The sequence below is a fragment of the Paenirhizobium selenitireducens ATCC BAA-1503 genome, assembly GCF_900492185.1.
GTDB lineage: Bacteria > Pseudomonadota > Alphaproteobacteria > Rhizobiales > Rhizobiaceae > Allorhizobium > Allorhizobium selenitireducens_A.
Genome location: NZ_UEYP01000002.1, coordinates 292118 through 311221, shown reverse-complemented (window position 1 = coordinate 311221; position 19104 = coordinate 292118). Strand labels below are relative to the sequence as shown.

At 63.3% G+C, this 19104-nt stretch carries 22 protein-coding genes; 17 read left to right on the top strand and 5 right to left on the bottom strand.

From position 1 onward, the window contains the following. Positions 1-36: 36 nt before the first annotated feature. Positions 37-1338, top strand: coding sequence for an adenylosuccinate lyase (gene purB / locus RHIZ70P_RS05250; protein WP_115669328.1), 1302 nt, complete (start codon positions 37-39; stop codon positions 1336-1338). A 69-nt stretch (positions 1339-1407) separates the two neighbouring features. On the opposite strand, the gene RHIZ70P_RS05245 is transcribed toward purB, so the two are convergent. Beyond that, entirely contained in the window at positions 1408-1884 is a 477-nt protein-coding gene (locus tag RHIZ70P_RS05245) for a low affinity iron permease family protein (protein ID WP_115669327.1), read from the bottom strand. A gap of 175 nt (positions 1885-2059) precedes the next feature. Here RHIZ70P_RS05245 and RHIZ70P_RS05240 point away from each other — a divergent pair, with 175 nt between their 5' ends. Next, the gene (locus tag RHIZ70P_RS05240) at positions 2060-3511 is read left to right on the top strand and encodes a ferric reductase-like transmembrane domain-containing protein (protein WP_181903944.1); all 1452 of its coding nucleotides are present in this window, start codon (positions 2060-2062) and stop codon (positions 3509-3511) included. Positions 3512-3580: 69 nt separating this feature from the next. Then, positions 3581-4129, top strand: coding sequence for an RBBP9/YdeN family alpha/beta hydrolase (locus tag RHIZ70P_RS05235; protein WP_115669325.1), 549 nt, complete (start codon positions 3581-3583; stop codon positions 4127-4129). Positions 4130-4398: 269 nt separating this feature from the next. Here RHIZ70P_RS05235 and RHIZ70P_RS05230 read toward each other — a convergent pair whose 3' ends face one another. Further along, the gene (locus RHIZ70P_RS05230; protein WP_115669324.1) at positions 4399-4713 is read right to left on the bottom strand and encodes a DUF1476 domain-containing protein; all 315 of its coding nucleotides are present in this window, start codon (positions 4711-4713) and stop codon (positions 4399-4401) included. A gap of 234 nt (positions 4714-4947) precedes the next feature. On the opposite strand from RHIZ70P_RS05230, the gene purC reads away from it, so the two are divergent. The 7 genes from purC (at position 4948) to RHIZ70P_RS05195 (ending at position 8235) form a co-directional block, all read left to right on the top strand. Then, positions 4948-5712, top strand: coding sequence for a phosphoribosylaminoimidazolesuccinocarboxamide synthase (gene purC, locus RHIZ70P_RS05225; protein ID WP_115669323.1), 765 nt, complete (start codon positions 4948-4950; stop codon positions 5710-5712). Positions 5713-5734: 22 nt separating this feature from the next. Next, positions 5735-5977 carry a phosphoribosylformylglycinamidine synthase subunit PurS gene (gene purS / locus RHIZ70P_RS05220; protein WP_115669322.1) on the top strand — a complete coding sequence of 81 codons (243 nt, stop codon included), beginning with the start codon at positions 5735-5737 and terminating at the stop codon, positions 5975-5977. Positions 5978-5995: 18 nt separating this feature from the next. Then, positions 5996-6202 carry a hypothetical protein gene (locus RHIZ70P_RS05215; RefSeq protein WP_115669321.1) on the top strand — a complete coding sequence of 69 codons (207 nt, stop codon included), beginning with the start codon at positions 5996-5998 and terminating at the stop codon, positions 6200-6202. Further along, positions 6195-6452: a hypothetical protein gene (locus tag RHIZ70P_RS05210; RefSeq protein WP_115669320.1), complete on the top strand. Its 258-nt coding sequence runs from the start codon at positions 6195-6197 to the stop codon at positions 6450-6452. The genes RHIZ70P_RS05215 and RHIZ70P_RS05210 overlap by 8 nt, the downstream gene beginning before the upstream one ends. Continuing rightward, positions 6449-7120 (top strand): phosphoribosylformylglycinamidine synthase subunit PurQ, encoded by a 672-nt coding sequence (purQ, locus tag RHIZ70P_RS05205; RefSeq protein WP_115669319.1) that lies wholly within the window; start codon positions 6449-6451, stop codon positions 7118-7120. Before RHIZ70P_RS05210 ends, purQ begins: the two co-directional genes overlap by 4 nt. 47 nt (positions 7121-7167) lie before the next feature. Next, positions 7168-7551 (top strand): hypothetical protein, encoded by a 384-nt coding sequence (locus tag RHIZ70P_RS05200; protein ID WP_115669318.1) that lies wholly within the window; start codon positions 7168-7170, stop codon positions 7549-7551. Between the two features lie 111 nt (positions 7552-7662). Beyond that, a complete protein-coding gene (locus RHIZ70P_RS05195; protein ID WP_235842149.1) occupies positions 7663-8235 on the top strand; it encodes an acyloxyacyl hydrolase in 573 nt (190 codons plus the stop codon). Between the two features lie 88 nt (positions 8236-8323). On the opposite strand, the gene RHIZ70P_RS23390 is transcribed toward RHIZ70P_RS05195, so the two are convergent. After that, positions 8324-8602 carry a DUF1127 domain-containing protein gene (locus tag RHIZ70P_RS23390; RefSeq protein ID WP_115669317.1) on the bottom strand — a complete coding sequence of 93 codons (279 nt, stop codon included), beginning with the start codon at positions 8600-8602 and terminating at the stop codon, positions 8324-8326. Positions 8603-8684: 82 nt separating this feature from the next. Here RHIZ70P_RS23390 and RHIZ70P_RS05185 point away from each other — a divergent pair, with 82 nt between their 5' ends. From RHIZ70P_RS05185 to RHIZ70P_RS05155, 7 genes are all read left to right on the top strand, one after another. Then, the gene (locus RHIZ70P_RS05185) at positions 8685-10103 is read left to right on the top strand and encodes a PLP-dependent aminotransferase family protein (protein ID WP_115669522.1); all 1419 of its coding nucleotides are present in this window, start codon (positions 8685-8687) and stop codon (positions 10101-10103) included. A 146-nt stretch (positions 10104-10249) separates the two neighbouring features. Beyond that, the gene (gene purL / locus RHIZ70P_RS05180; protein ID WP_115669316.1) at positions 10250-12472 is read left to right on the top strand and encodes a phosphoribosylformylglycinamidine synthase subunit PurL; all 2223 of its coding nucleotides are present in this window, start codon (positions 10250-10252) and stop codon (positions 12470-12472) included. Positions 12473-12504: 32 nt separating this feature from the next. Then, positions 12505-12738 carry a BolA/IbaG family iron-sulfur metabolism protein gene (locus RHIZ70P_RS05175; protein ID WP_028735353.1) on the top strand — a complete coding sequence of 78 codons (234 nt, stop codon included), beginning with the start codon at positions 12505-12507 and terminating at the stop codon, positions 12736-12738. A 30-nt stretch (positions 12739-12768) separates the two neighbouring features. Further along, positions 12769-12996 carry a hypothetical protein gene (locus RHIZ70P_RS05170; protein WP_115669315.1) on the top strand — a complete coding sequence of 76 codons (228 nt, stop codon included), beginning with the start codon at positions 12769-12771 and terminating at the stop codon, positions 12994-12996. 113 nt (positions 12997-13109) lie between these two features. Then, positions 13110-13442, top strand: coding sequence for a Grx4 family monothiol glutaredoxin (gene grxD / locus RHIZ70P_RS05165; protein ID WP_115669314.1), 333 nt, complete (start codon positions 13110-13112; stop codon positions 13440-13442). A gap of 99 nt (positions 13443-13541) precedes the next feature. Continuing rightward, positions 13542-14789 (top strand): multidrug effflux MFS transporter, encoded by a 1248-nt coding sequence (locus RHIZ70P_RS05160; RefSeq protein WP_419178271.1) that lies wholly within the window; start codon positions 13542-13544, stop codon positions 14787-14789. A 400-nt stretch (positions 14790-15189) separates the two neighbouring features. Beyond that, positions 15190-17295 carry a methyl-accepting chemotaxis protein gene (locus RHIZ70P_RS05155; RefSeq protein ID WP_235842147.1) on the top strand — a complete coding sequence of 702 codons (2106 nt, stop codon included), beginning with the start codon at positions 15190-15192 and terminating at the stop codon, positions 17293-17295. 72 nt (positions 17296-17367) lie between these two features. Here the strand turns inward: RHIZ70P_RS05155 and RHIZ70P_RS05150 are convergent, their stop codons facing one another. Together RHIZ70P_RS05150 and ttcA are read right to left on the bottom strand one after the other, a co-directional pair. After that, positions 17368-18189: an inositol monophosphatase family protein gene (locus RHIZ70P_RS05150; RefSeq protein WP_115669312.1), complete on the bottom strand. Its 822-nt coding sequence runs from the start codon at positions 18187-18189 to the stop codon at positions 17368-17370. Positions 18190-18191: 2 nt separating this feature from the next. Then, positions 18192-19076, bottom strand: a complete 885-nt coding sequence (ttcA, locus tag RHIZ70P_RS05145) for a tRNA 2-thiocytidine(32) synthetase TtcA (RefSeq protein WP_115669311.1) — start codon at positions 19074-19076, stop codon at positions 18192-18194. Positions 19077-19104 lie beyond the last annotated feature (28 nt).

The following is a 19104-nucleotide window of genomic DNA, read 5'->3' as shown; positions in this document are numbered from 1 at the left end:
GCGACGCCAACTCCAGCCGTAAAGTGAGAACGTCCGATGATCCCGCGTTATTCCCGGCCCGAAATGGTCGCCATCTGGTCTCCCGAAACCAAGTTCCGCATCTGGTTCGAGATCGAGGCCCATGCCTGCGATGCCCTGGCCGAACTCGGCGTCATCCCGAAGGAATCTGCCCGGACCATCTGGGAAAAGGGTGGAGCGGCGAAGTTCGACGTCGACCGCATCGACGAGATCGAGGCCGTCACCAAGCATGACGTGATCGCCTTCCTCACCCACCTCGCCGAATTCATCGGCCCGGATAGTCGCTTCGTCCACCAGGGCATGACCTCGTCCGACGTGCTCGACACGACGCTCAACATCCAGCTGGTGCGGGCCGCCGACCTGCTGCTGGCCGACATGGACCGGGTGCTGACGGCGCTCAAGACCCGCGCCTTCGAACACAAGGACACGGTCCGCATCGGCCGCAGCCACGGCATCCATGCCGAGCCGACGACGATGGGCCTGACCTTTGCCCGCTTCTATGCCGAAATGAGCCGCAACCGCGCCCGCCTCGTTGCCGCCCGCGCCGAGATCGCCACCGGCGCCATTTCCGGCGCAGTCGGCACCTTTGCCAATATCGACCCCAGCGTCGAGGAGCATGTCTGCGAAAAGCTCGGCCTCGTGCCCGAGCCTGTCTCGACCCAGGTCATCCCGCGCGACCGCCATGCCATGTTCTTCGCGACGCTCGGCGTCATCGCCTCGTCGATCGAAAACGTCGCGATCGAGATCCGTCACATGCAGCGTACGGAAGTGCTGGAAGCGGAAGAGTTCTTCTCGCCCGGCCAGAAGGGCTCGTCGGCCATGCCGCACAAGCGCAATCCGGTGCTGACCGAAAACCTGACCGGCCTTGCCCGTCTGGTGCGCATGTCGGTTGTCCCGGCGCTCGAAAACGTGGCGCTGTGGCACGAGCGCGACATCAGCCATTCGAGCGTCGAGCGCGCCATCGGCCCGGACACCACGATCACGCTCGATTTCGCGCTGAACCGCCTTGCCGGCGTCATCGAGAAGCTGGTGATCTACCCGGAAAACATGTTGAAGAACATGAACAAGTTCAAGGGCCTGGTGATGAGCCAGCGGGTTCTTCTGGCGCTCACCCAGGCCGGCGTGTCCCGCGAGGACAGCTACCGCCTCGTGCAGCGCAACGCCATGAAGGTCTGGGAACGGGGCGCCGACTTCCTCGAGGAACTGCTCGCCGATCCGGAAGTGCGGGCTGCCCTCTCCGAGGAAGAGATCCGCGAGAAGTTCGATCTCGGCTACCACACCAAGCACGTCGACACGATCTTCAAGCGCGTCTTCGGCTGATCCTTTCGGACTGCGACCGGCGTGCAGATGCAGGCCGGTCGACTTCTTCTGGTACCGAAGTGAATTCTCCTAGGCTTCGGCCGATTCGGCAGCCTTTTCCCTCTTCGCCTCTCCGCCCTCTTGCTCCATCGCCTCCTCGACATGGCGCTCGACCTCTTCGAGCCGCTCGCCGCGCGCTTCGCCGTCCGCCGCGGCCGCTTTCGCCAGGAGGCGGTTGAGCTTCTTCAGCTCGTTCTCGTCGAGGCTCTCGATGCCGATGAAATGGTTCTCGGCGCCCTGGCTGGTCAGGATCAGTTCGTCGAGCTTGGTCTGGATGGCGCGGGTGTCGCGCATCTGCGCATTTTGCAGGATGAACACCATCAGGAAGGTAATGAGTGTGGCGCCGGTGCTCGCGAGCGTCTGCCACGTGCTGGAATAGCCGAAGTAGGGCCCTGTCAGACCCCAGAGGATCAGCGCGCCGAGCGCAGCGAAAAATATGGCCGGACGGCCGGACCATTCGGACACCGCCGAGGCGAAACGGGCAAAGACATTCACGCGGTCGGCCATCGCTCACTCCCTGCGAAAGGTGCAGAGGAACGCCCATCGGCTGCTATGGTTCCGGGCAACCGGCGGGATCATCTGTCACGTTGACTTGGCGCGGCTTCACCGGCAACTATCAGCGACATATCGAAGATCCTATATGCACGATCGATGCGCGGCACCGGGTGGAACAGGGGAAATCATGGCACAAACGGCCAAGCAGCGACAATGGGCCTTCTCGGCCCGATCGCTCGCAGTCCTTTACCTGATCCTGACGGCCGGCCCTGTCCTGCTGGCATCTCTCAGCGGCGGCCTCAATTCGCCGACGGTCTACCCCGTTCTTGCGCGCGCCACCGGCGTCGCTGCGCTGGCGATGTTCATGATGCAGTTTGCCACGTCCGGCCGTTTCGAGCTGATCTCCGGTCGGATCGGCCTCGACCGCACCATGGGCTTTCACCGCTTGGCGGCAAACGGGGCGCTGTGGATGATCCTCCTGCACGTCGCCTTCTTCCTCTTTCGCGGCCGGGACGGCAGCCTTGACGTCCTGTGGCAGAGGTTTGTCGCTTACATGACGACGCCAGATCTGAGAACCGGCATTGTCGCCGCCGGGCTGGCCGTCCTTCTCGTCCTCACCGGCAAGCACCTGCGCGGGCGGATCATTCCCTACCAGGCCTGGCGTATCGGCCACGGTCTGCTGGCCGTGGCTCTCGTCGCACTCTCACTGCAACACGCCTTCGCCCATGCGCGGTTCATGGCCGATCCGTTCGGCGCAACCGCCATCCTCGTGGTCGCTCTGCTGGCGCTTACATCGCTCCTCGTAGTCTATGTCCTGCGACCAATCCATGCGTTCCGCCCAGGCTTCAAGGTCGAATCCGCCCGCGCGCTCAGCCCGACGGTGGCCGAACTGGTGCTGAATACGGACCGACCGGAGCGTTTCACCTTCGCGGCCGGCCAGTTCGTCTGGCTGACCATCGGCCGGCGCCATACCGTCACCGACAATCCCTTCTCCATCGCCTCGGCCCCGTCCGACCTGCCGCGCCTGCGGTTCCTCATCCGCAATGCCGGCGACATGACGGCAGCGGTGCCTCACTTGGCCCCGGGAACGCCGGTCGGCGTCGACGGGCCGCATGGCAGCTTCACGCTCGACGAGACCGGACCCGGACCTCTGCTGCTGCTCGCCGGCGGCATCGGCATCGCGCCGGTGATGAGCCTGCTTGGAGAGCTTTCCCATGCGCGCGACCGGAGGCCGATCCGTCTGATCGCCGCCGCGCGGAGCCGAGCGGATCACATCGCACGCGGCGAGATCGTGGCCCTGATGGACGGGCTGGAATTCGAAGCGATCTTCCTGGCCGACACCGATGGCGGTGACGACTGTGAATCCGGCACCTGTCGCCGCGAGCATGTATCGCGACTGCTGCAAGGGCTTGCGCCCGCCGAGACCACGGCCTTCGTCTGCGGTCCGCCGCCGATGATGGAAAGTGCCGTGGCGATCCTGCTTCAAGCCGGGATCCCCATCGAGCGGATCGTCATGGAGCGTTTCGATTTCGACGCCGGCCACGACGCCGTCTGCGCCAGCGTCCGCCATCGCTTCATCGCCCTGATGGCCACCGTCTTCGCCAGCGTCCTGACCGTCGCACTGATCGCGGCGACCTAGGGACAAATTCGCATGATGGAGGCAACCGCGCCCTTGACGCAAAGCGCTGTCGACAGCAGATAAGGCGACATGAAAGCATCCGACGCCGACATTCTCATGATTCCGGGATACACCAATTCCGGCCCCGATCACTGGCAGACGCGCTGGCAGTCGCGACTGTCGACCGCGCGCCGCGTAGAACAGGCGGAATGGTCGAAACCGGTGCGCCAGGACTGGGTCGCCCGCCTGATCGAAGAGGTAAACGCGTCGACCCGGCCCGTGGTGCTCGTCGCCCATTCGCTCGGCGTGCCGACCCTGATCCATGCGGTGCCGCACATCGCCGACAAGGTAGCAGGCGCCTTTCTGGTCGCCCCACCGGATGTCGCCAATCCGGCGATCCGGCCGAAGCACCTGATGACCTTCGGTCCCTACCCGCGCGAACCGCTGCCCTTCCCGTCGCTCACCATCGCCAGCCGCAACGATCCCTTCGGCAGCTTCGAACACGCCGACGATATTGCCAATGCCTGGGGCTCGCTGCTGGTCGATGCCGGGGAATCCGGCCACATCAATGCCGAATCCGGACACGGCCCCTGGCCGGAAGGCACGATGGTCTTTGCCCAGTTCCTCAACCGCCTCTGATCCCGCCGGCGCACAGATTCTCGCGCGACGTTTTCGGTGATCGCGCATCGAGAACGGTAGGCATCAACCATATGTCAAAAAGGGGGACCATATCAGCCACAGCGCGGGCTACGCCTGCGATGTCCTGCGAGGCTACGGCCGGCCAACGCCCATCGGGCTTGGCACGGTGCCCGATTTCAATCAACGCCGGGAAAGGGCGCGGCAGGCACCAACCGGATCGGCCGGGCGCAAAAGGCGCCCGGCATAGGGCAAAAGAAGTTCGTAGGCGATTACTCGCCCTGGATCTGCGCCACCGCCTGGGCGAGGAATTCCTGCATCTTGGCCCGGATTTCTTCATCAGTGATCGCAACGCCGCCATCCTTGAGGTCGCCGCTCACCTTGCGAAGCACATCGGCGTCGCCGGCTTCCTCGAAATCCGACGCGACCACTTCCTTGGCGTAGGAATCGACATCGGCCTTGCCCAGCAGACCGCCGGCCCAGAGGCCGAGCAGCTTGTTGCGCCGCGCCTCAGCCTTGAAACGGAGTTCCTGATCGTGCGCGAACTTGTTTTCAAATGCCTTTTCGCGATCACTCATGCCGCTCATCTGCGTCTCCCAAATTATTCCGCCACCGTGCGGTTTCCGTTCACCCATTAATCAAAAGGCGGTACAAAGTGCAATGCAAACTTGGTCGAATCTCCAAGCGAAGCTTTGCTTTCGACGAATTCGGTCGGGGCGACAACTGTTGCATTGTGAAAACCCGGCTTTTCCGTTAAGGGACCGCTTCAACGATCCACTTGCGCCCCGATGTGTGGCGCCAACAACAGAGAAAAACCAGTCATGAACCGTCGCCGCCGTGTATACGAAGGCAAGGCCAAGATCCTGTACGAGGGTCCGGAGCCCGGCACGCTGATCCAGTTCTTCAAGGACGATGCAACCGCATTCAACAAGAAGAAGCACGAAGTCATCGACGGAAAGGGCGTTCTCAACAACCGCATTTCCGAATATCTCTTCACGCACCTGAACAAGATCGGCATCCCGACCCACTTCATCCGCCGCATGAACATGCGCGAGCAGTTGATCAAGGAAGTCGAGATGATCCCGCTCGAGATCGTCGTGCGCAACGTCGCCGCCGGCTCGCTTGCCAAGCGCCTCGGCATCGACGAAGGCATCGTCCTGCCGCGCTCGATCATCGAATTCTACTATAAGTCCGATGCTCTGGCCGACCCCATGGTCTCCGAAGAGCACATCACCGCCTTCGGCTGGGCCAATCCGGCCGAGCTCGACGACATCATGGCGCTCGCCATCCGCGTCAACGACTTCCTGTCGGGCCTCTTCCTCGGCATCGGCATCCAGCTCGTCGACTTCAAGATCGAATGCGGCCGCCTCTATGAAGGCGACATGATGCGCATCATCCTAGCCGACGAGATCTCGCCGGACAGCTGCCGGCTGTGGGACATCGAGACGCATGAAAAGCTCGACAAGGACCGGTTCCGCCAGGATCTCGGCGGCCTGCTCGAAGCCTATCAGGAAGTGGCCAAGCGCCTCGGAATCATCAATGAAAACGAGCCGCTGCGCGGCACCGGCCCCGTGCTGGTAAAGTAACAAGCCCAGGGAGACTTTAAGAGTGATCAAGGCACGCGTGACCGTAACCCTCAAGAACGGCGTTCTCGATCCCCAGGGCAAGGCGATCGAGGGCGCACTCGGCGCACTCGGTTTCGAAGGCGTCGGCCATGTCCGCCAGGGCAAGGTATTCGATCTCGAACTCGAAGGTTCGGACAAGACCAAAGCCGAGGCCGACCTGAAAGCGATGTGCGAAAAGCTCCTCGCCAACACCGTCATCGAGAACTATACTATCGCCATCGCCTGAAGGTTGAGGACTGGTGCGATGGTCGAGGTGACCAAGGAACTCATCTACGAGGAACTGCTCAAGCTGGACGCGCGCGCGGCCGAGACAGAAGCCGCGCTGGACGATCTTGTTCAGTTCATGAGGGACATGAACAGAGAACTTGCCGAAGGCCGCGCTCAGACGGAAGTTCTGAAGCGAGAGCTGTTCAAGGGCCGGTTTGACGCTCAAGGAGCGCTGATTGGCTGAGATATCGCAAGACCTTGTTCAGGAACTCTTGCGTCGCCTCCACCAGAGAGCGGACAGATCGGAAAACACCGTCCGCGATCTTCGTAACGAACTGAATTCCATGCGTTTGGTTTTGCACGCGCATCAGAGCGACATAAACAATCTCTACGCCATGCTCCTTCAGATGGACGCACGGCTCGATCGCATCGAAAATCGCCTGGAGCTGCGGGAGCTCCAGGAAGCACAAGCAAGGTTTGAGCCCCACCCATGAAATCCGCCGTTCTGCAACTTCCTGGCCTCAACCGCGACCGCGACATGATCGCTGCGCTGACGAAGATCTCGGGCCATGCACCGGTCACCATCTGGCAGACCGAGACGACGCTTCCGGATGTCGACCTGATCGTCATTCCGGGCGGCTTCTCCTACGGCGACTACCTGCGTTGCGGGGCGATTGCCGCGCGGATGCCGGTCATGCAGGCCGTCAAGGCCGCCGCCGAACGCGGCGTCAAGGTGCTCGGCGTGTGCAACGGCTTCCAGATCCTGCTCGAGGCGGGTCTCTTGCCCGGAGCCCTGATGCGCAATGCCTCGCTGAAGTTCGTCTGCAAGGAAATCAAGCTCGAGGTGGTCAACGCCGAGACCGACTTCACCCGCGCCTATGCCAAGGGCCAGATCATCCGCTGCCCGGTCGCCCATCACGACGGCAACTATTTCGCCGACGCCGAGACGCTGAGCGCGATCGAAGGCAATGGTCAGGTGGTCTTCCGCTATGCGGAGGGAACCAATCCGAACGGCTCGATCAACGACATCGCCGGCGTGATCAACGAGAAGGGCAACGTGCTCGGCATGATGCCCCATCCGGAAAACCTGATCGAATCGGCCCATGGCGGCAATGACGGGCGGGGCATCTTCGCCTCCGCCCTCGACGTAATCGCCGCTTAACCAGACAAGTGATAGAAGGCCGGGTTCTTAACCGGAAAGCACCCCGCATGCGCCCTGCCCTGAGCCTTCTTCTCCTCCCCTTGCTGGCCCTCGCTTCCTGTCAGTCCGAGCCGAAGGCGCCGCCGGCCCAGGGCCAGTCGGCGCTCGACGTGATGGAGCGCGTGGCCGTCGGCGCGAACAACTGCTGGATCAAATCGGGTGATCCGGCCTTCAAGGCCTATTCCATGGCGCCCGAGCTCAACTCCTTTTCCGGCAAGCCGCGCATTCTTCTTGTGCGCAAGGGCTCGAGCGACATCCGCCCCCTACTCGTCGTCCAGGCCGAAGGTAGGCCCGCGCGGCTCGCGGCATTCGGCCCGATGATGAGCGAGCCGGTCGCGGCGCGCATCGCCGCCGATGTCCGCCGATGGTCGGGCGGGGCAAAGGGCTGCTGAACGGGCTTCTACGGCGAAAATACCGGCCATGCGTGACATATTGGCCATCGCGGTTCACAAAATCGTGTGATAGCGTTTGCCACGATTTCACCCGAATCCGAGTGCGTGGACATGATGCCGAGCAAAATCGCCTGCCTGAGCCGAACCGTGCTTCTGATTCTGCTGGCCGCTGGCACCTTGCTCCCCCAAAGCGCAGTCGCGGCCGACTGGTCGATCAAGGAAGTCCGCGCCGGCGTCTTGGGCTCCATTCAGGCCCGCAGCACGTTTGAGCCGGGATTCTTCCCGACCGTCGCCCTTTACTTCGATCCGCTGGATTCGGCAAATGCCGCCACCTGGCAGGACACCATCCTGCGTCCGCGGATCCATGCCGGCGCGACAATCAGCACTGCGGGCGAGGCCAGCCAGGTTTTCGCCGGCTTCAACTGGACCGTCGACGTCACCGATCGCTTCTATATCGACCTCGGCTTCGGTGGTACGGTCCACAATGGCGACAATGAAGATGACGGATCCAGCGGCCCGAAGCTTGGCTGCAGCCTGATGTTCCGTGAATATGCGGCGGCCGGCTTTCGCCTGAACGAAAAGCTCGACATCGTCGCATCCATCGACCACTCCTCCAATGCCGACCTTTGCGACCCGAATGACGGCATCAGCCATGCCGGTCTTTCGCTCGCCTACAAGTTCTGACGGCCCTTCCCACTGACCGCAGTTGAAGACACTCCCGATTGGCCCTTTGACCGATACTGCCGGTCTCCGCCATGGATCGAGTGCCCGTTCACAGCATCAATAGCCGCGACCTCTGCACCTCCCGCTCGGCCTCCACGCGGGTGACGCCGATGTCGCGCAACTGATCGTCGGTCAGTTCATGGAGGGCCATCCGACCTGCCCGCTTCATTCGCCAATGGCGCAGGCTCAGCCATAGGCGCGCAAGAAATGTCGCGGGCCGCTCCGCCGGGGCCAACAGGTCGCCGGAGGAGCGAAACAAGCTCTCGCGAACGAATCCATCTGGATATATTGTATCAATTGAGCTAATATAGCGCGCTGAATCCGTCACATTGGACCCCTATTTGCAGTTTTATTCGATACAATCGACTTATATTGACCGTTCTTTCGAGACAATGTATTGCATTGTCATGATGACAAATTGGCTCCCCGACCTCCAGCAAGGCAAAGGCCCGATCTATGTGCGGCTCGCCGACCAGATCGAGACGGCAATCACCGGTGGCGCGCTGCCGGCGGGCGCCAAGCTGCCGCCGCAGCGCAACTTGGCCTATGATCTCGGCATCACCATCGGCACGGTGAGCCGCGCCTATGCCCTGGTCCACGAAAGGGGTCTGGTCAGCGGCGAGGTGGGACGCGGCACCTTCGTGCGCGACATCCATCACGCCGCGCCTGAGGCCAATCTCGATCCGGTAACGGCCGCCCTCGTCGGTACCCGGCTGATCACGCCACCACCGGGCAAGATCCGCTTCGACAGCACGGCCGCACCCGACGTCGGCCAAGGGGCCTATCTGCAGACGCATATCGCGGCGATCCTTCGCGACCATCCAGCTGACATCGCCAGCTACACGCGCAGCTTCCCCGATCACTGGTTCGCCGCCGGCGCGCGCTGGCTGAGCAAGGGCGACTGGGCGCCGTCACCGCGCGACATCGTTCCCACGCTCGGCGCCCATGCCGGAATCATGGCGGTCATCGCCGCCGTGACGTCACCTGGCGACAAGGTCGTGTTCGAGCACCATACCTATTCACAGGTGAGCCGCGCCGCAGGCCTTGCCGGACGTCGCACCATCCTCGTCGACAGCGACGGTGACGGGGTGATCCCCGAGGATTTCGAACGCGTCTGCGCCCAGCAACATCCCAAGGTCGCCTTCCTCATGTCGTCGGCGCAGAATCCGACCTTGGCCACCCTGCCCCTCGATCGGCGCATGGCGATCGTCGATATCGCCCGCCGCTACAGCGTCTGGCTGATCGAGGACGACCTTTACGGCGCCATGTCGCCGCAACCGCTGCCGCCTCTCGCGGAACTCGGGCCCGAGCGCACCTTCATGGTCGGCGGCCTGTCCAAATCGGTCGCGGCCGGCGTGCGCGGCGGATGGGTCGCTTGCCCGCCGCATTTTGCCCAGCGGGTGCGCATCGCCCACAAGATGATGACCGGCGGGATGCCCTTCCTTCTCGCCGAGTTATGCGCGCGCCTCGTGCTGTCGGGCGACGCCCTTCGCATTCGAGCCCTCTGCGCCGAAGAAATCGCGTCACGCGAGACGCTGGCGCGGGACTATCTTTCCGGTTTCGACTTCGTTTCCCACCCCGCCGTCCCGTTCCTGTGGCTGGCGCTTCCCGAGCCCTGGCTGTCGGGCACCTTCAAGAATGCGGCTCTCACCGAAGGCGTGCTGATCGATGATGAGGACGAGTTCAAGGCCGGACGCTCGGAAAAGGTGCTGCATCGTGCCCGCATCAGCTTCTCGTCGCCGCAGCAGCGCGACGAGGTCCGCACCGGTTTCGCCATTCTGCGACGCCTTCTGGAAAACGGCAGCGCCGGCTACGACAGCGTCGCCTGAGCGAGCCGGCGGTCGGGCGGCGCGGCCTCACTGCAAGGGATTGGCGCTGCTCGGGTGCCGCCCGCATTTTTCCTGTCGCGCCATTGCCCCACATGCGCTAAGAAGCGCCCAAACCCCGATTTCCGGCAGGCTATCCAGGACCAGCGATGACGATCCCCAACACGATCCAGATCACCCCCGAACTCGTAGCTTCCCACGGGCTGAAGCCTGACGAGTACGAGCGGATCCTCGACCTGATCGGCCGCGAGCCGACCTTTACCGAGCTTGGCATCTTTTCCGCCATGTGGAACGAGCACTGCTCCTACAAGTCGTCGAAGAAGTGGCTGAAGACGCTGCCGACCAAGGGGCCGCGCGTCATCCAGGGTCCCGGCGAAAACGCCGGCGTGGTCGACATCGACGACGGCGACTGCGTCGTCTTCAAGATGGAGAGCCACAACCATCCGTCCTACATCGAGCCCTACCAGGGCGCTGCGACCGGCGTCGGCGGCATCCTGCGCGATGTCTTCACCATGGGCGCCCGTCCGATCGCGGCGATGAACGCGCTCCGCTTCGGCGCGCCGGATCATCCCAAGACCCGCCACCTCGTCACCGGGGTCGTTGCCGGCGTCGGCGGCTATGGCAATTCCTTCGGCGTGCCGACGGTCGGTGGCGAGGTCGAGTTCGACCCGCGCTACAACGGCAACATCCTGGTCAACGCCTTTGCCGCGGGTCTCGCCAAGTCGAACGCCATCTTCCTGTCGGAAGCCAAGGGCGTCGGCCTGCCGGTCGTCTATCTCGGTGCCAAGACCGGCCGCGACGGCGTCGGCGGCGCGACCATGGCGTCTGCCGAATTCGACGAATCAATCGAGGAAAAGCGCCCGACCGTGCAGGTCGGCGACCCCTTCACCGAAAAGTGCCTGCTGGAAGCCTGCCTCGAACTGATGCAGACCGGCGCCGTCATCGCCATCCAGGACATGGGGGCCGCCGGCCTCACCTGCTCGGCGGTGGAAATGGGCGCCAAGGGCGACCTCGGCATCGAGCTCGACCTCGACAAGGTGCCAGTGCGCGAAGAACGCATGTCGGCCTATGAAATGATGCTGTCGGAAAGCCAGGAGCGCATGCTCATGGTGCTCGAACCCTCGAAGGAAGAAGTCGCCAAGGCGATCTTCGTCAAGTGGGGCCTCGACTTCGCCATCGTCGGCCACACCACCGACGACCTGCGCTTCCGCATCATCCATGAGGGCGAGGAAGTCGCCAACCTGCCGATCAAGGATCTGGGCGACCAGGCGCCGGAATACGACCGCCCCTGGGTCGAGCCGAAGACCCCGGCGCCGCTGGCCGAAAGCGACGTTCCGCAGGCCGATGTGGCAGACGCGCTCATTCAGCTGGTCGGTTCGCCGAACAATTCCTCGCGTCGCTGGGTCTATGAACAGTACGACACGCTGATCCAGGGCAATTCGCTGCAGCTTCCCGGCGGTGATGCCGGCGTGGTACGCGTCGACACCCATCCGACAAAGGCGCTCGCCTTCTCGTCGGACGTCACGCCGCGCTATGTCGAGGCCGACCCGTTCGAGGGCGGTAAGCAGGCTGTAGCCGAATGCTGGCGCAACATCACCGCGACCGGCGCCCTGCCGCTCGCCGCCACCGACAACCTCAATTTCGGCAATCCGGAACGCCCGGAAATCATGGGCCAACTGGTCTTCGCCATCAAGGGCATCGGCGAGGCCTGCAAGGCGCTCGACTTCCCGATCGTCTCGGGCAATGTCTCACTCTACAACGAGACCAACGGTCAGGCCATCCTGCCGACCCCGACCATTGCCGGCGTCGGCCTCCTGAAGGATTGGGCCAAGATGGCCCGCATCCGCTTTGCCGCCCAGGGTGAAGCCGTGCTTCTCGCCGGCGCTCCGTCTGGTTGGGGCAGCCATCTCGGCCAGTCGGTCTATCTGCGCGACATCCACGGCCGCACCGACGGCCCGGCTCCGCATGTCGATCTCGTCCATGAAAAGAAGGTGGGCGACTTCGTCCGCGGCCTGATCGAGGACGGTCTCGCGACCGCGGTCCACGACTGCTCGTCGGGTGGCCTGGCGCTGGCCGTTGCCGAAATGGCCATGGCCTCGGGCATCGGCGCCACCATCAACGCGCTCAACGACGCCGATCCGATCGCCGTCTTCTATGGCGAGGACCAGGGTCGTTACGTGCTGACCGTCACCCAGGACAATGTCGATGCGGTCCAGATGCGCGCCGAAGCCGCAGGCGTCTTCTGCCCGTGGATCGGCCGCACCGGCGGTAACAATGTCGTGCTGGGCGACGCCCGTCCCATCGCAATTGAGGAATTGCGCTCGGCGCATGAATCGTGGTTCCCTCGCTTCATGGAAGGCAGCATCGCCTGAGGCGGTGCTTCGCATACGCAGGAGAAGCAGACATGGCTATGAAACCCGGTGACATCGAAGACCTGATCAAGGCGGGTATTCCCGGCGCCAAGGTGGTCATCCGCGACCTCGCCGGCGACGGCGATCACTATGCGGCGGAAGTCGTGGCGGAGGCATTTCGCGGCAAGTCGCGCGTGCAGCAGCACCAGATGGTCTATGACGCACTGAAGGGCAATATGGGCGGCGTGCTGCATGCGCTCGCCCTCCAGACCTCCATTCCGGACTGAAGCGCCAAGGGAACGACAGGGAAGCGGCAGATGGCTGATCTCGTCAAGGAAGTGATCGACAACGTCGTAAAGGGTGTTCTCAAGGAAATCCTGAAGAAGACCACGGGCCGCGGAACGACGCGCCGACGCAAGCGGCAGACGCGCTCGGCCACCACCGGACGTTTCGTCAGGGGGACGACCCGTCCGCGCAAGCCGGCGAAGAAGCAGGTCAGTCGCCGGCGCACGGCGGCCAGTCGCAGCCGCCAGCGGACGCGCTGAGCCGCGCAGGCCAGTCATGCGTATTTGCGCTCTGGCAAAGACGGCGAGTGCTTGCTATCTAGAATGCAGAATTGAGACAGCGGCCCTTGAAACCGCATGTGAAAGGATATCCCATGAGCGCCCAGGAATTTATCGCCAATGAAGTGAAGAGCAACGACGTGGTCCTGTTCATGAAGGGCACGCCGCAGTTCCCGCAGTGTGGCTTCTCCGGCCAGGTCGTCCAGATCCTCGATTACGTTGGCGTCGACTACAAGGGCATCAACGTGCTCGCCGACGACGAGATCCGCCAGGGCATCAAGGACTTTTCCAACTGGCCGACCATTCCGCAGCTTTACGTCAAGGGCGAGTTCGTCGGCGGCTGCGACATCATCCGCGAGATGTTCCAGGCGGGCGAGCTGCAGAAGCATTTCCAGGACCAGGGCGTCGCCGTTCGCGGCGCTGCCTGACCCGATCCGTCATCCGCGTTTAGCGGATTTCGTCATTCAATCAACTTTTTCAAGGCGTTGCCCCAAGCAACGCCTTATCTCTGTTTTGGATATTGAGCCATGACTACATCGTTACAGCCGGCGCCCGCCAATTTGCGGGGCATGGGCCGGGTCGAATTCATCGCCATGATGGCCTTCCTGATGTCGCTCAACGCGCTCGCCATCGACATCATGCTGCCGGGGCTTCAGCAGATAGGCAGTGCACTCAATGTGGTCAACGAAAACCACCGCCAATATGTCGTCTCCGCCTACCTGATCGGATTCGGCGTCGCGCAGCTCTTCTATGGCCCGATCGCAGACCGCTTCGGCCGGCGTCGTCCCATGCTGTTCGGTCTTGCCATCTACATCGTTTCATCACTCGCCGTGGTCCTCGTCCCGTCCTTCGGCGCCCTGCTCCTGTTGCGCTTCATCCAGGGCATCGGCTCGGCCGCCACCCGCGTCATCACCATCTCGATCGTCCGCGACGTCTATGGCGGGCGGCAGATGGCAGAGGTCATGTCGCTCATCATGATGGTCTTCATGGTCATCCCGGTGATCGCGCCGGGAACCGGTCAGGTCATCATGTTCATGGGCCACTGGCACTGGATCTTCGTCTTCATGGCGGTGGCGGCCATGGTCGTCGGCTTGTGGATGTATGTCCGCCTGCCGGAAACGCTGACGGCCAAGGACGTCCGGCCGTTCACGGTCTCGTCGATCTACCAGGGTTTTCGCATCGTGCTCACCAACCGGATCGCGCTCTGCTACACGATCGCCAGCACCTTCATCTTCGGTGCGCTATTCGGCTTCATCAACTCCGCCCAGCAGGTCTATGTCGGGATCTACGATCTCGGCGCATGGTTTGCCGCGGCCTTTGCCGGCGTGGCGCTGTTCATGGCGCTGTCGTCCTTCGTCAATGCCAGGCTGGTCGGCCGGATCGGCATGCGGCGCCTGTCGCATGCCTCGCTAATCGGCTTCATCGCCATCAACTTCGTCTGGCTGGTGGCGCAGGTGCTCGGACCGCAGCCCATGCCCTTCCCGCTGTTCATGGTGTTCTTCTCGCTCGCCATGTTCCAGTTCGGCTGGATCGGCTCGAACTTCAACTCGCTCGCCATGGAGCCGCTCGGCCATGTCGCCGGCACGGCCTCGTCCGTTCTGGGCTTCATGGGAACCGTCGGCGGCTCGCTGATCGGGGCTGCGATAGGCCAGGCCTATGACGGCACGGCCCTTCCGATGGTCGCCGGATATTTCACCGTTTCGGTGATCGGCCTCGTCTTCGTCCTGATCGGCGAGCGTGGTGTGCTGTTCCGCCAGCAGAATCCGCGGGTCTGACAAAAGGCGCTTCGCCCCGCCCGGATTGCGCCCCGGGCGGCGGCCGGCATGAGCTTCGAGCGTTCACGCTCCAGCACCATCGGCGCCATGTCTCCCGCCACGCCTTCGGTCGCAATCTCCTACGCTCATGCGTTGATACGCAACTGCTTACCGACATTTACTAATATGCAAGGAGACTCGTGGCATAAGCGCTGCACGAGTTGCCATGTTCCCATTTCCTACAGAAACATGCAGCGCGCAGGGCATGATGCCCAAGCATCCCTTGATAGTCTCCAGTTACCCCCGACACGATCAAAGATCGCGCCGGCTTGTGATGCACGCGTATCGAACGGCAGCGAGGCCCAGTAATCCGACATTCGCTCCTCCGCGGATGGCCCATCCATGAACTGCCGGAGAAACCATGCTGAAACTCAAGATTAGCACCAAGTTCAACTCGCTCCTGTTTGGCGGCGCGCTCATTTCAGCGATCGCCGTCGCCGGGACGGTTGCGACGCTCAGCACCCGCTTCGTCTCTCAGGCGATGGAGGACAAGCTCGCTAGCGTCGAAATGCAGTTTCAGTCCGAACTAACCGCATCGCAGCGCGCGGCGACCATGCTGGCCCTGCTCACCGCCGAGCAGAAGGGCGTCAAGCAGGCCATGGCAGCCGGCGACCGCGACGCCCTCGCCAGTGAATTCGCCGGCGCCTTCAAGGCCCTGAAGGGCACCTACGACGTTCGCCAGTTCCAGTTTCATCTGCCCCCGGCCATCGCCTTCCTGCGCGTCCACAAGCCGGAGCAGTTCGGCGACGACCTGTCGAGCTTCCGCGCTACTGTCGTTCAGGTCAATTCCGAGAAGAAGCTGCTCAGCGGCCTGGAAGGCGGCGAGGCCGGCATCGGCATTCGCGGTCTGGCACCGATCGCCCTTGACGGCAACCATCTCGGTTCCGTCGAGTTTGGCCTCAGCCTGCACAGCGGTTTCGTCGAAAAATTCACCCAGAGCACCGGTCACCCCGCCGCCATCTTCGCGGTCGGCACGAAGGGGCTGGAGCAGATCGGCTCCACCCTGCCGAACGGCATGGATGCGGCGAAGGTCTTCAAACTCGACGATCTGCTCGGCAAGCGCACGACCTTCGAGACCATGCCGGAAACCGAAGGCGCGCTTGCCGGCGTCGTCTTCCCGGTCCGCGACTTCTCCAACAACACGATCGGCCTCGCCGTGGTCGCGGTCAATCGGGCCCGTTACAATGAAATTGCCTCCACCGGGCTCTGGGCGGCGGCGGGCGTCTTTGCTCTCATGCTGTTGATTGCCGGTGCCATCGCCCTGATCAGCAAGCCGATGGTCTATCGCCCGCTGGCGCGGATGACCGACTATATGGGTCTTCTGGCCCGCGGCGACCTCAAGACCGAAGTGCCCTATTCCGGTCGTGCCGACGAACTGGGCTCCATGGCGGATGCCGTGGACGTTTTCCGCAAGTCGGCCCTGCGCAATATCGAACTCGAGCACGAAGCCGCCGACAACCGGTCGGCCAGCGAGCAGGAACGCGAGCGCACCGAAGCGGAAAAGGCCGAACAGGCCCACCGGCTGCAGATCGCCGTGGACGCCCTGGCCCGCGGGCTGGAAAGCCTGGCGAAGGGTGACCTCTCCTTCCGCATCGAGGTGCCGTTCTCCGGCGCGCTCGAAACGCTGCGGCAGGATTTCAACCGATCGATGGAAACGCTCGCGGGAGCACTGGGTACGATTGCCGAAAGCTCCGACAACATCCGGCAGGGCACGTCGGAAATCCGCAGCTCGACCGACGACCTGTCGCGCCGCACCGAGCAACAGGCGGCCTCGCTCGAGGAAACCGCCGCCGCCCTCGATCAGATCACCACGACGGTCAAGGCAGCCCACCGGCGCGCCGAAGAAATCAGCCGCATGGTCGGCGAGGCGACCGCTGTCGCGGGCCGGTCGGCAGTGATCGTCGAAGACACCGTCTCCGCCATGGGCGAGATCGAATCCTCGTCCAACCAGGTGGGCCAGATCATCGGCGTGATCAACGACATCGCCTTCCAGACCAACCTGCTGGCGCTCAACGCCGGCGTCGAAGCCGCCCGCGCCGGCGAAGCCGGCAAGGGATTTGCGGTCGTTGCTCAGGAAGTGCGCGAACTCGCCCAGCGCTCGGCCGCCGCGGCGAAGGAAATCAAGACCCTGCTGGAACGCTCGGAAGCGCATGTCCAGTCCGGCGTGACACTCGTCACCCGCACCGGCGAAGCTCTGAAGCAGATCGGTGATCATGTCCTGACGATCAATGAGAATGTGCGTGCCATGGTCACGTCGTCGCAGGAACAGTCGGTCGGCTTGCAGGAGATCAACACCGCCGTCAACCAGATGGACCAGGTGACCCAGCAGAACGCCGCAATGGTCGAGGAAACGACGGCGGCCGTCCATTCGGTCTTCGGCGAAACCGAGACGCTGAACGACGCTTTGTCCCGCTTCCGGCTCGACTGCCCGTCCGGCTCCGGCCGGATCGCTTCAAGAGCGGCCTGACAATCGCGTTCGGAAAAGAAAAAACCCGCACGGCTCAGGCTGTGCGGGTTTTTTAACGTCGAGATTTCACTGCTAGAGCGTGAAGACCTTGGCGCGCAATTCCTGCCAGCTTTCGCGATCCGGCGCGAGCAGGAGGCCGCCTTCGAAATTGTGTGGCAGGTAGGGCGAGCCGTCGAGGCGGGCGACATGGGCGCCGGCTTCCTGCGAAATCAGCGTGCCGGCCAGGTGATCCCAGGGCATCAGCTTCTTGTACATCAGGAAGTGCAGGTGGCCGGCGGCGAAGGTACGGTATTCATGCGCCGAGCAGCGATAGCTGGTGAACAGCCTGACTTCGGCGAGATTGGCAAGGATCTGCCGCTTGGCCGCAGTCTCCATATAGGTCAGCGCCGCGATGCCGACCATCTGGTCGAGCGGCACGGGCGGTGCGACCGCGACCTGCGCCTGGGAACCGTCTGCGCCGCACATCCAGGCGCCCGAGCCTTTCTCGGCAATCAGCCAGTCATTGCCCATAGGATCGTAGATGATGCCGGCGACCGTCTCGCCCCTGGAAACCACGCTCAGCATCACGCCGAACAGCGGCAGGCCGGCGGCATAGTTGAACGTGCCGTCGATCGGATCGACGATGACGGCGAGATCGGCGTCGGCGATCTTGTCGAGCAGTGCCGGATCGGCGGCGACCGCCTCCTCGCCGATGAACACGGCGTCGGGCATGGCTTCGGCGACCCGCTGGCGGATCAGTTCCTCCGCGGCCTCGTCGGCCTCGGTGACGAGGTCGATCGCCTCGCTCTTCATCCGCACGTCACCGTCGCCGAGCTTGCGAAAGCGCGGCAGGATCTCCGTCGCCGCCGCCTCCTGGAGCGCATTGGCGAGCGCCGCAATGTCGAGTTCGGCCATGGTCAGACGTCCTTTGTCATAAGGGAGGAAAAGTCGAAGAGTTTTGGATCGAGCAGGTGCGAGGCGTCGACATGGCCGAGCGCCCGCAGCATGGCATCCTTGCGGCCCGGCATCTTCGCCTCGATCCCGGCCAGCATCTCCTTCATCGCATTGCGCTGCAGGCCATCCTGGGAGCCGCAAAGATCGCAGGGGATGATGGGAAACTCCATGGCGGCGGCAAAGCGGGCCAGATCGTCCTCGGCCGCATAGGCGAGCGGGCGCAGCAGCATCAGGTCGCCGTCGTCGTTCATCAACTTGGCCGGCATGGCCGAGAGCCGGCCGCCATGGAAGAAGTTCATGAAGAAGGTTTCCAGAATATCCTCGCGGTGGTGGCCGAGGACCAGGGCGTCACAGCCCTCCTCCCGCGCCACCCGGTAGAGATTGCCACGGCGCAGGCGCGAGCAGAGCGAACAGTAGGTCGCCCCCGTCGGCATCTTTTCCTTCACCACCGAATAGGTGTCGCGATATTCGATGCGGTGTTTCACGCCGATCGAGGCCAGATAGTCCGGCAGCACGTGCTTGGGAAAATTCGGCTGGCCCTGGTCGAGATTGCAGGCGACGAGTTCCACCGGCAGCAGGCCGCGCCATTGCAGGTCGAGCAGGATGGCGAGCAGGCCGTAGGAGTCCTTGCCTCCCGACAGGCCGACCAGCCAGCGTTTCTGGCCCTTCATCATGTCGAAATCAGTGATCGCCTGGCGCACCTGGCGGATCAGCCGCTTGCGCAGCTTGTTGAAGCCGACCGAGCGCGTCGCGCGGGCGAAGACCGGATGAACGCCGGCCGCGTCGGCGGCGAAATCCTCGTCCTCGGCAGGCAGATCGACGGTCAGTTCGGCGGCTGGGATGGTCATGGCTTCAGGCTCCACGGGCGCTTCGAGC

Coding starts and splice junctions, on each gene's coding strand:
- purB (WP_115669328.1), top strand. CDS start 37: ATGATCCCGCGTTATTCCCGGCCCGAAATGGTCGCCATCTGGTCTCCC.
- RHIZ70P_RS05245 (WP_115669327.1), bottom strand. CDS start 1,884: ATGGCCGACCGCGTGAATGTCTTTGCCCGTTTCGCCTCGGCGGTGTCC.
- RHIZ70P_RS05240 (WP_181903944.1), top strand. CDS start 2,060: ATGGCACAAACGGCCAAGCAGCGACAATGGGCCTTCTCGGCCCGATCG.
- RHIZ70P_RS05235 (WP_115669325.1), top strand. CDS start 3,581: ATGAAAGCATCCGACGCCGACATTCTCATGATTCCGGGATACACCAAT.
- RHIZ70P_RS05230 (WP_115669324.1), bottom strand. CDS start 4,713: ATGAGCGGCATGAGTGATCGCGAAAAGGCATTTGAAAACAAGTTCGCG.
- purC (WP_115669323.1), top strand. CDS start 4,948: ATGAACCGTCGCCGCCGTGTATACGAAGGCAAGGCCAAGATCCTGTAC.
- RHIZ70P_RS05215 (WP_115669321.1), top strand. CDS start 5,996: ATGGTCGAGGTGACCAAGGAACTCATCTACGAGGAACTGCTCAAGCTG.
- purQ (WP_115669319.1), top strand. CDS start 6,449: ATGAAATCCGCCGTTCTGCAACTTCCTGGCCTCAACCGCGACCGCGAC.
- RHIZ70P_RS05200 (WP_115669318.1), top strand. CDS start 7,168: ATGCGCCCTGCCCTGAGCCTTCTTCTCCTCCCCTTGCTGGCCCTCGCT.
- RHIZ70P_RS05195 (WP_235842149.1), top strand. CDS start 7,663: ATGATGCCGAGCAAAATCGCCTGCCTGAGCCGAACCGTGCTTCTGATT.
- RHIZ70P_RS05185 (WP_115669522.1), top strand. CDS start 8,685: ATGACAAATTGGCTCCCCGACCTCCAGCAAGGCAAAGGCCCGATCTAT.
- purL (WP_115669316.1), top strand. CDS start 10,250: ATGACGATCCCCAACACGATCCAGATCACCCCCGAACTCGTAGCTTCC.
- RHIZ70P_RS05175 (WP_028735353.1), top strand. CDS start 12,505: ATGGCTATGAAACCCGGTGACATCGAAGACCTGATCAAGGCGGGTATT.
- RHIZ70P_RS05170 (WP_115669315.1), top strand. CDS start 12,769: ATGGCTGATCTCGTCAAGGAAGTGATCGACAACGTCGTAAAGGGTGTT.
- grxD (WP_115669314.1), top strand. CDS start 13,110: ATGAGCGCCCAGGAATTTATCGCCAATGAAGTGAAGAGCAACGACGTG.
- RHIZ70P_RS05160 (WP_419178271.1), top strand. CDS start 13,542: ATGACTACATCGTTACAGCCGGCGCCCGCCAATTTGCGGGGCATGGGC.
- RHIZ70P_RS05155 (WP_235842147.1), top strand. CDS start 15,190: ATGCTGAAACTCAAGATTAGCACCAAGTTCAACTCGCTCCTGTTTGGC.
- RHIZ70P_RS05150 (WP_115669312.1), bottom strand. CDS start 18,189: ATGGCCGAACTCGACATTGCGGCGCTCGCCAATGCGCTCCAGGAGGCG.
- ttcA (WP_115669311.1), bottom strand. CDS start 19,076: ATGACCATCCCAGCCGCCGAACTGACCGTCGATCTGCCTGCCGAGGAC.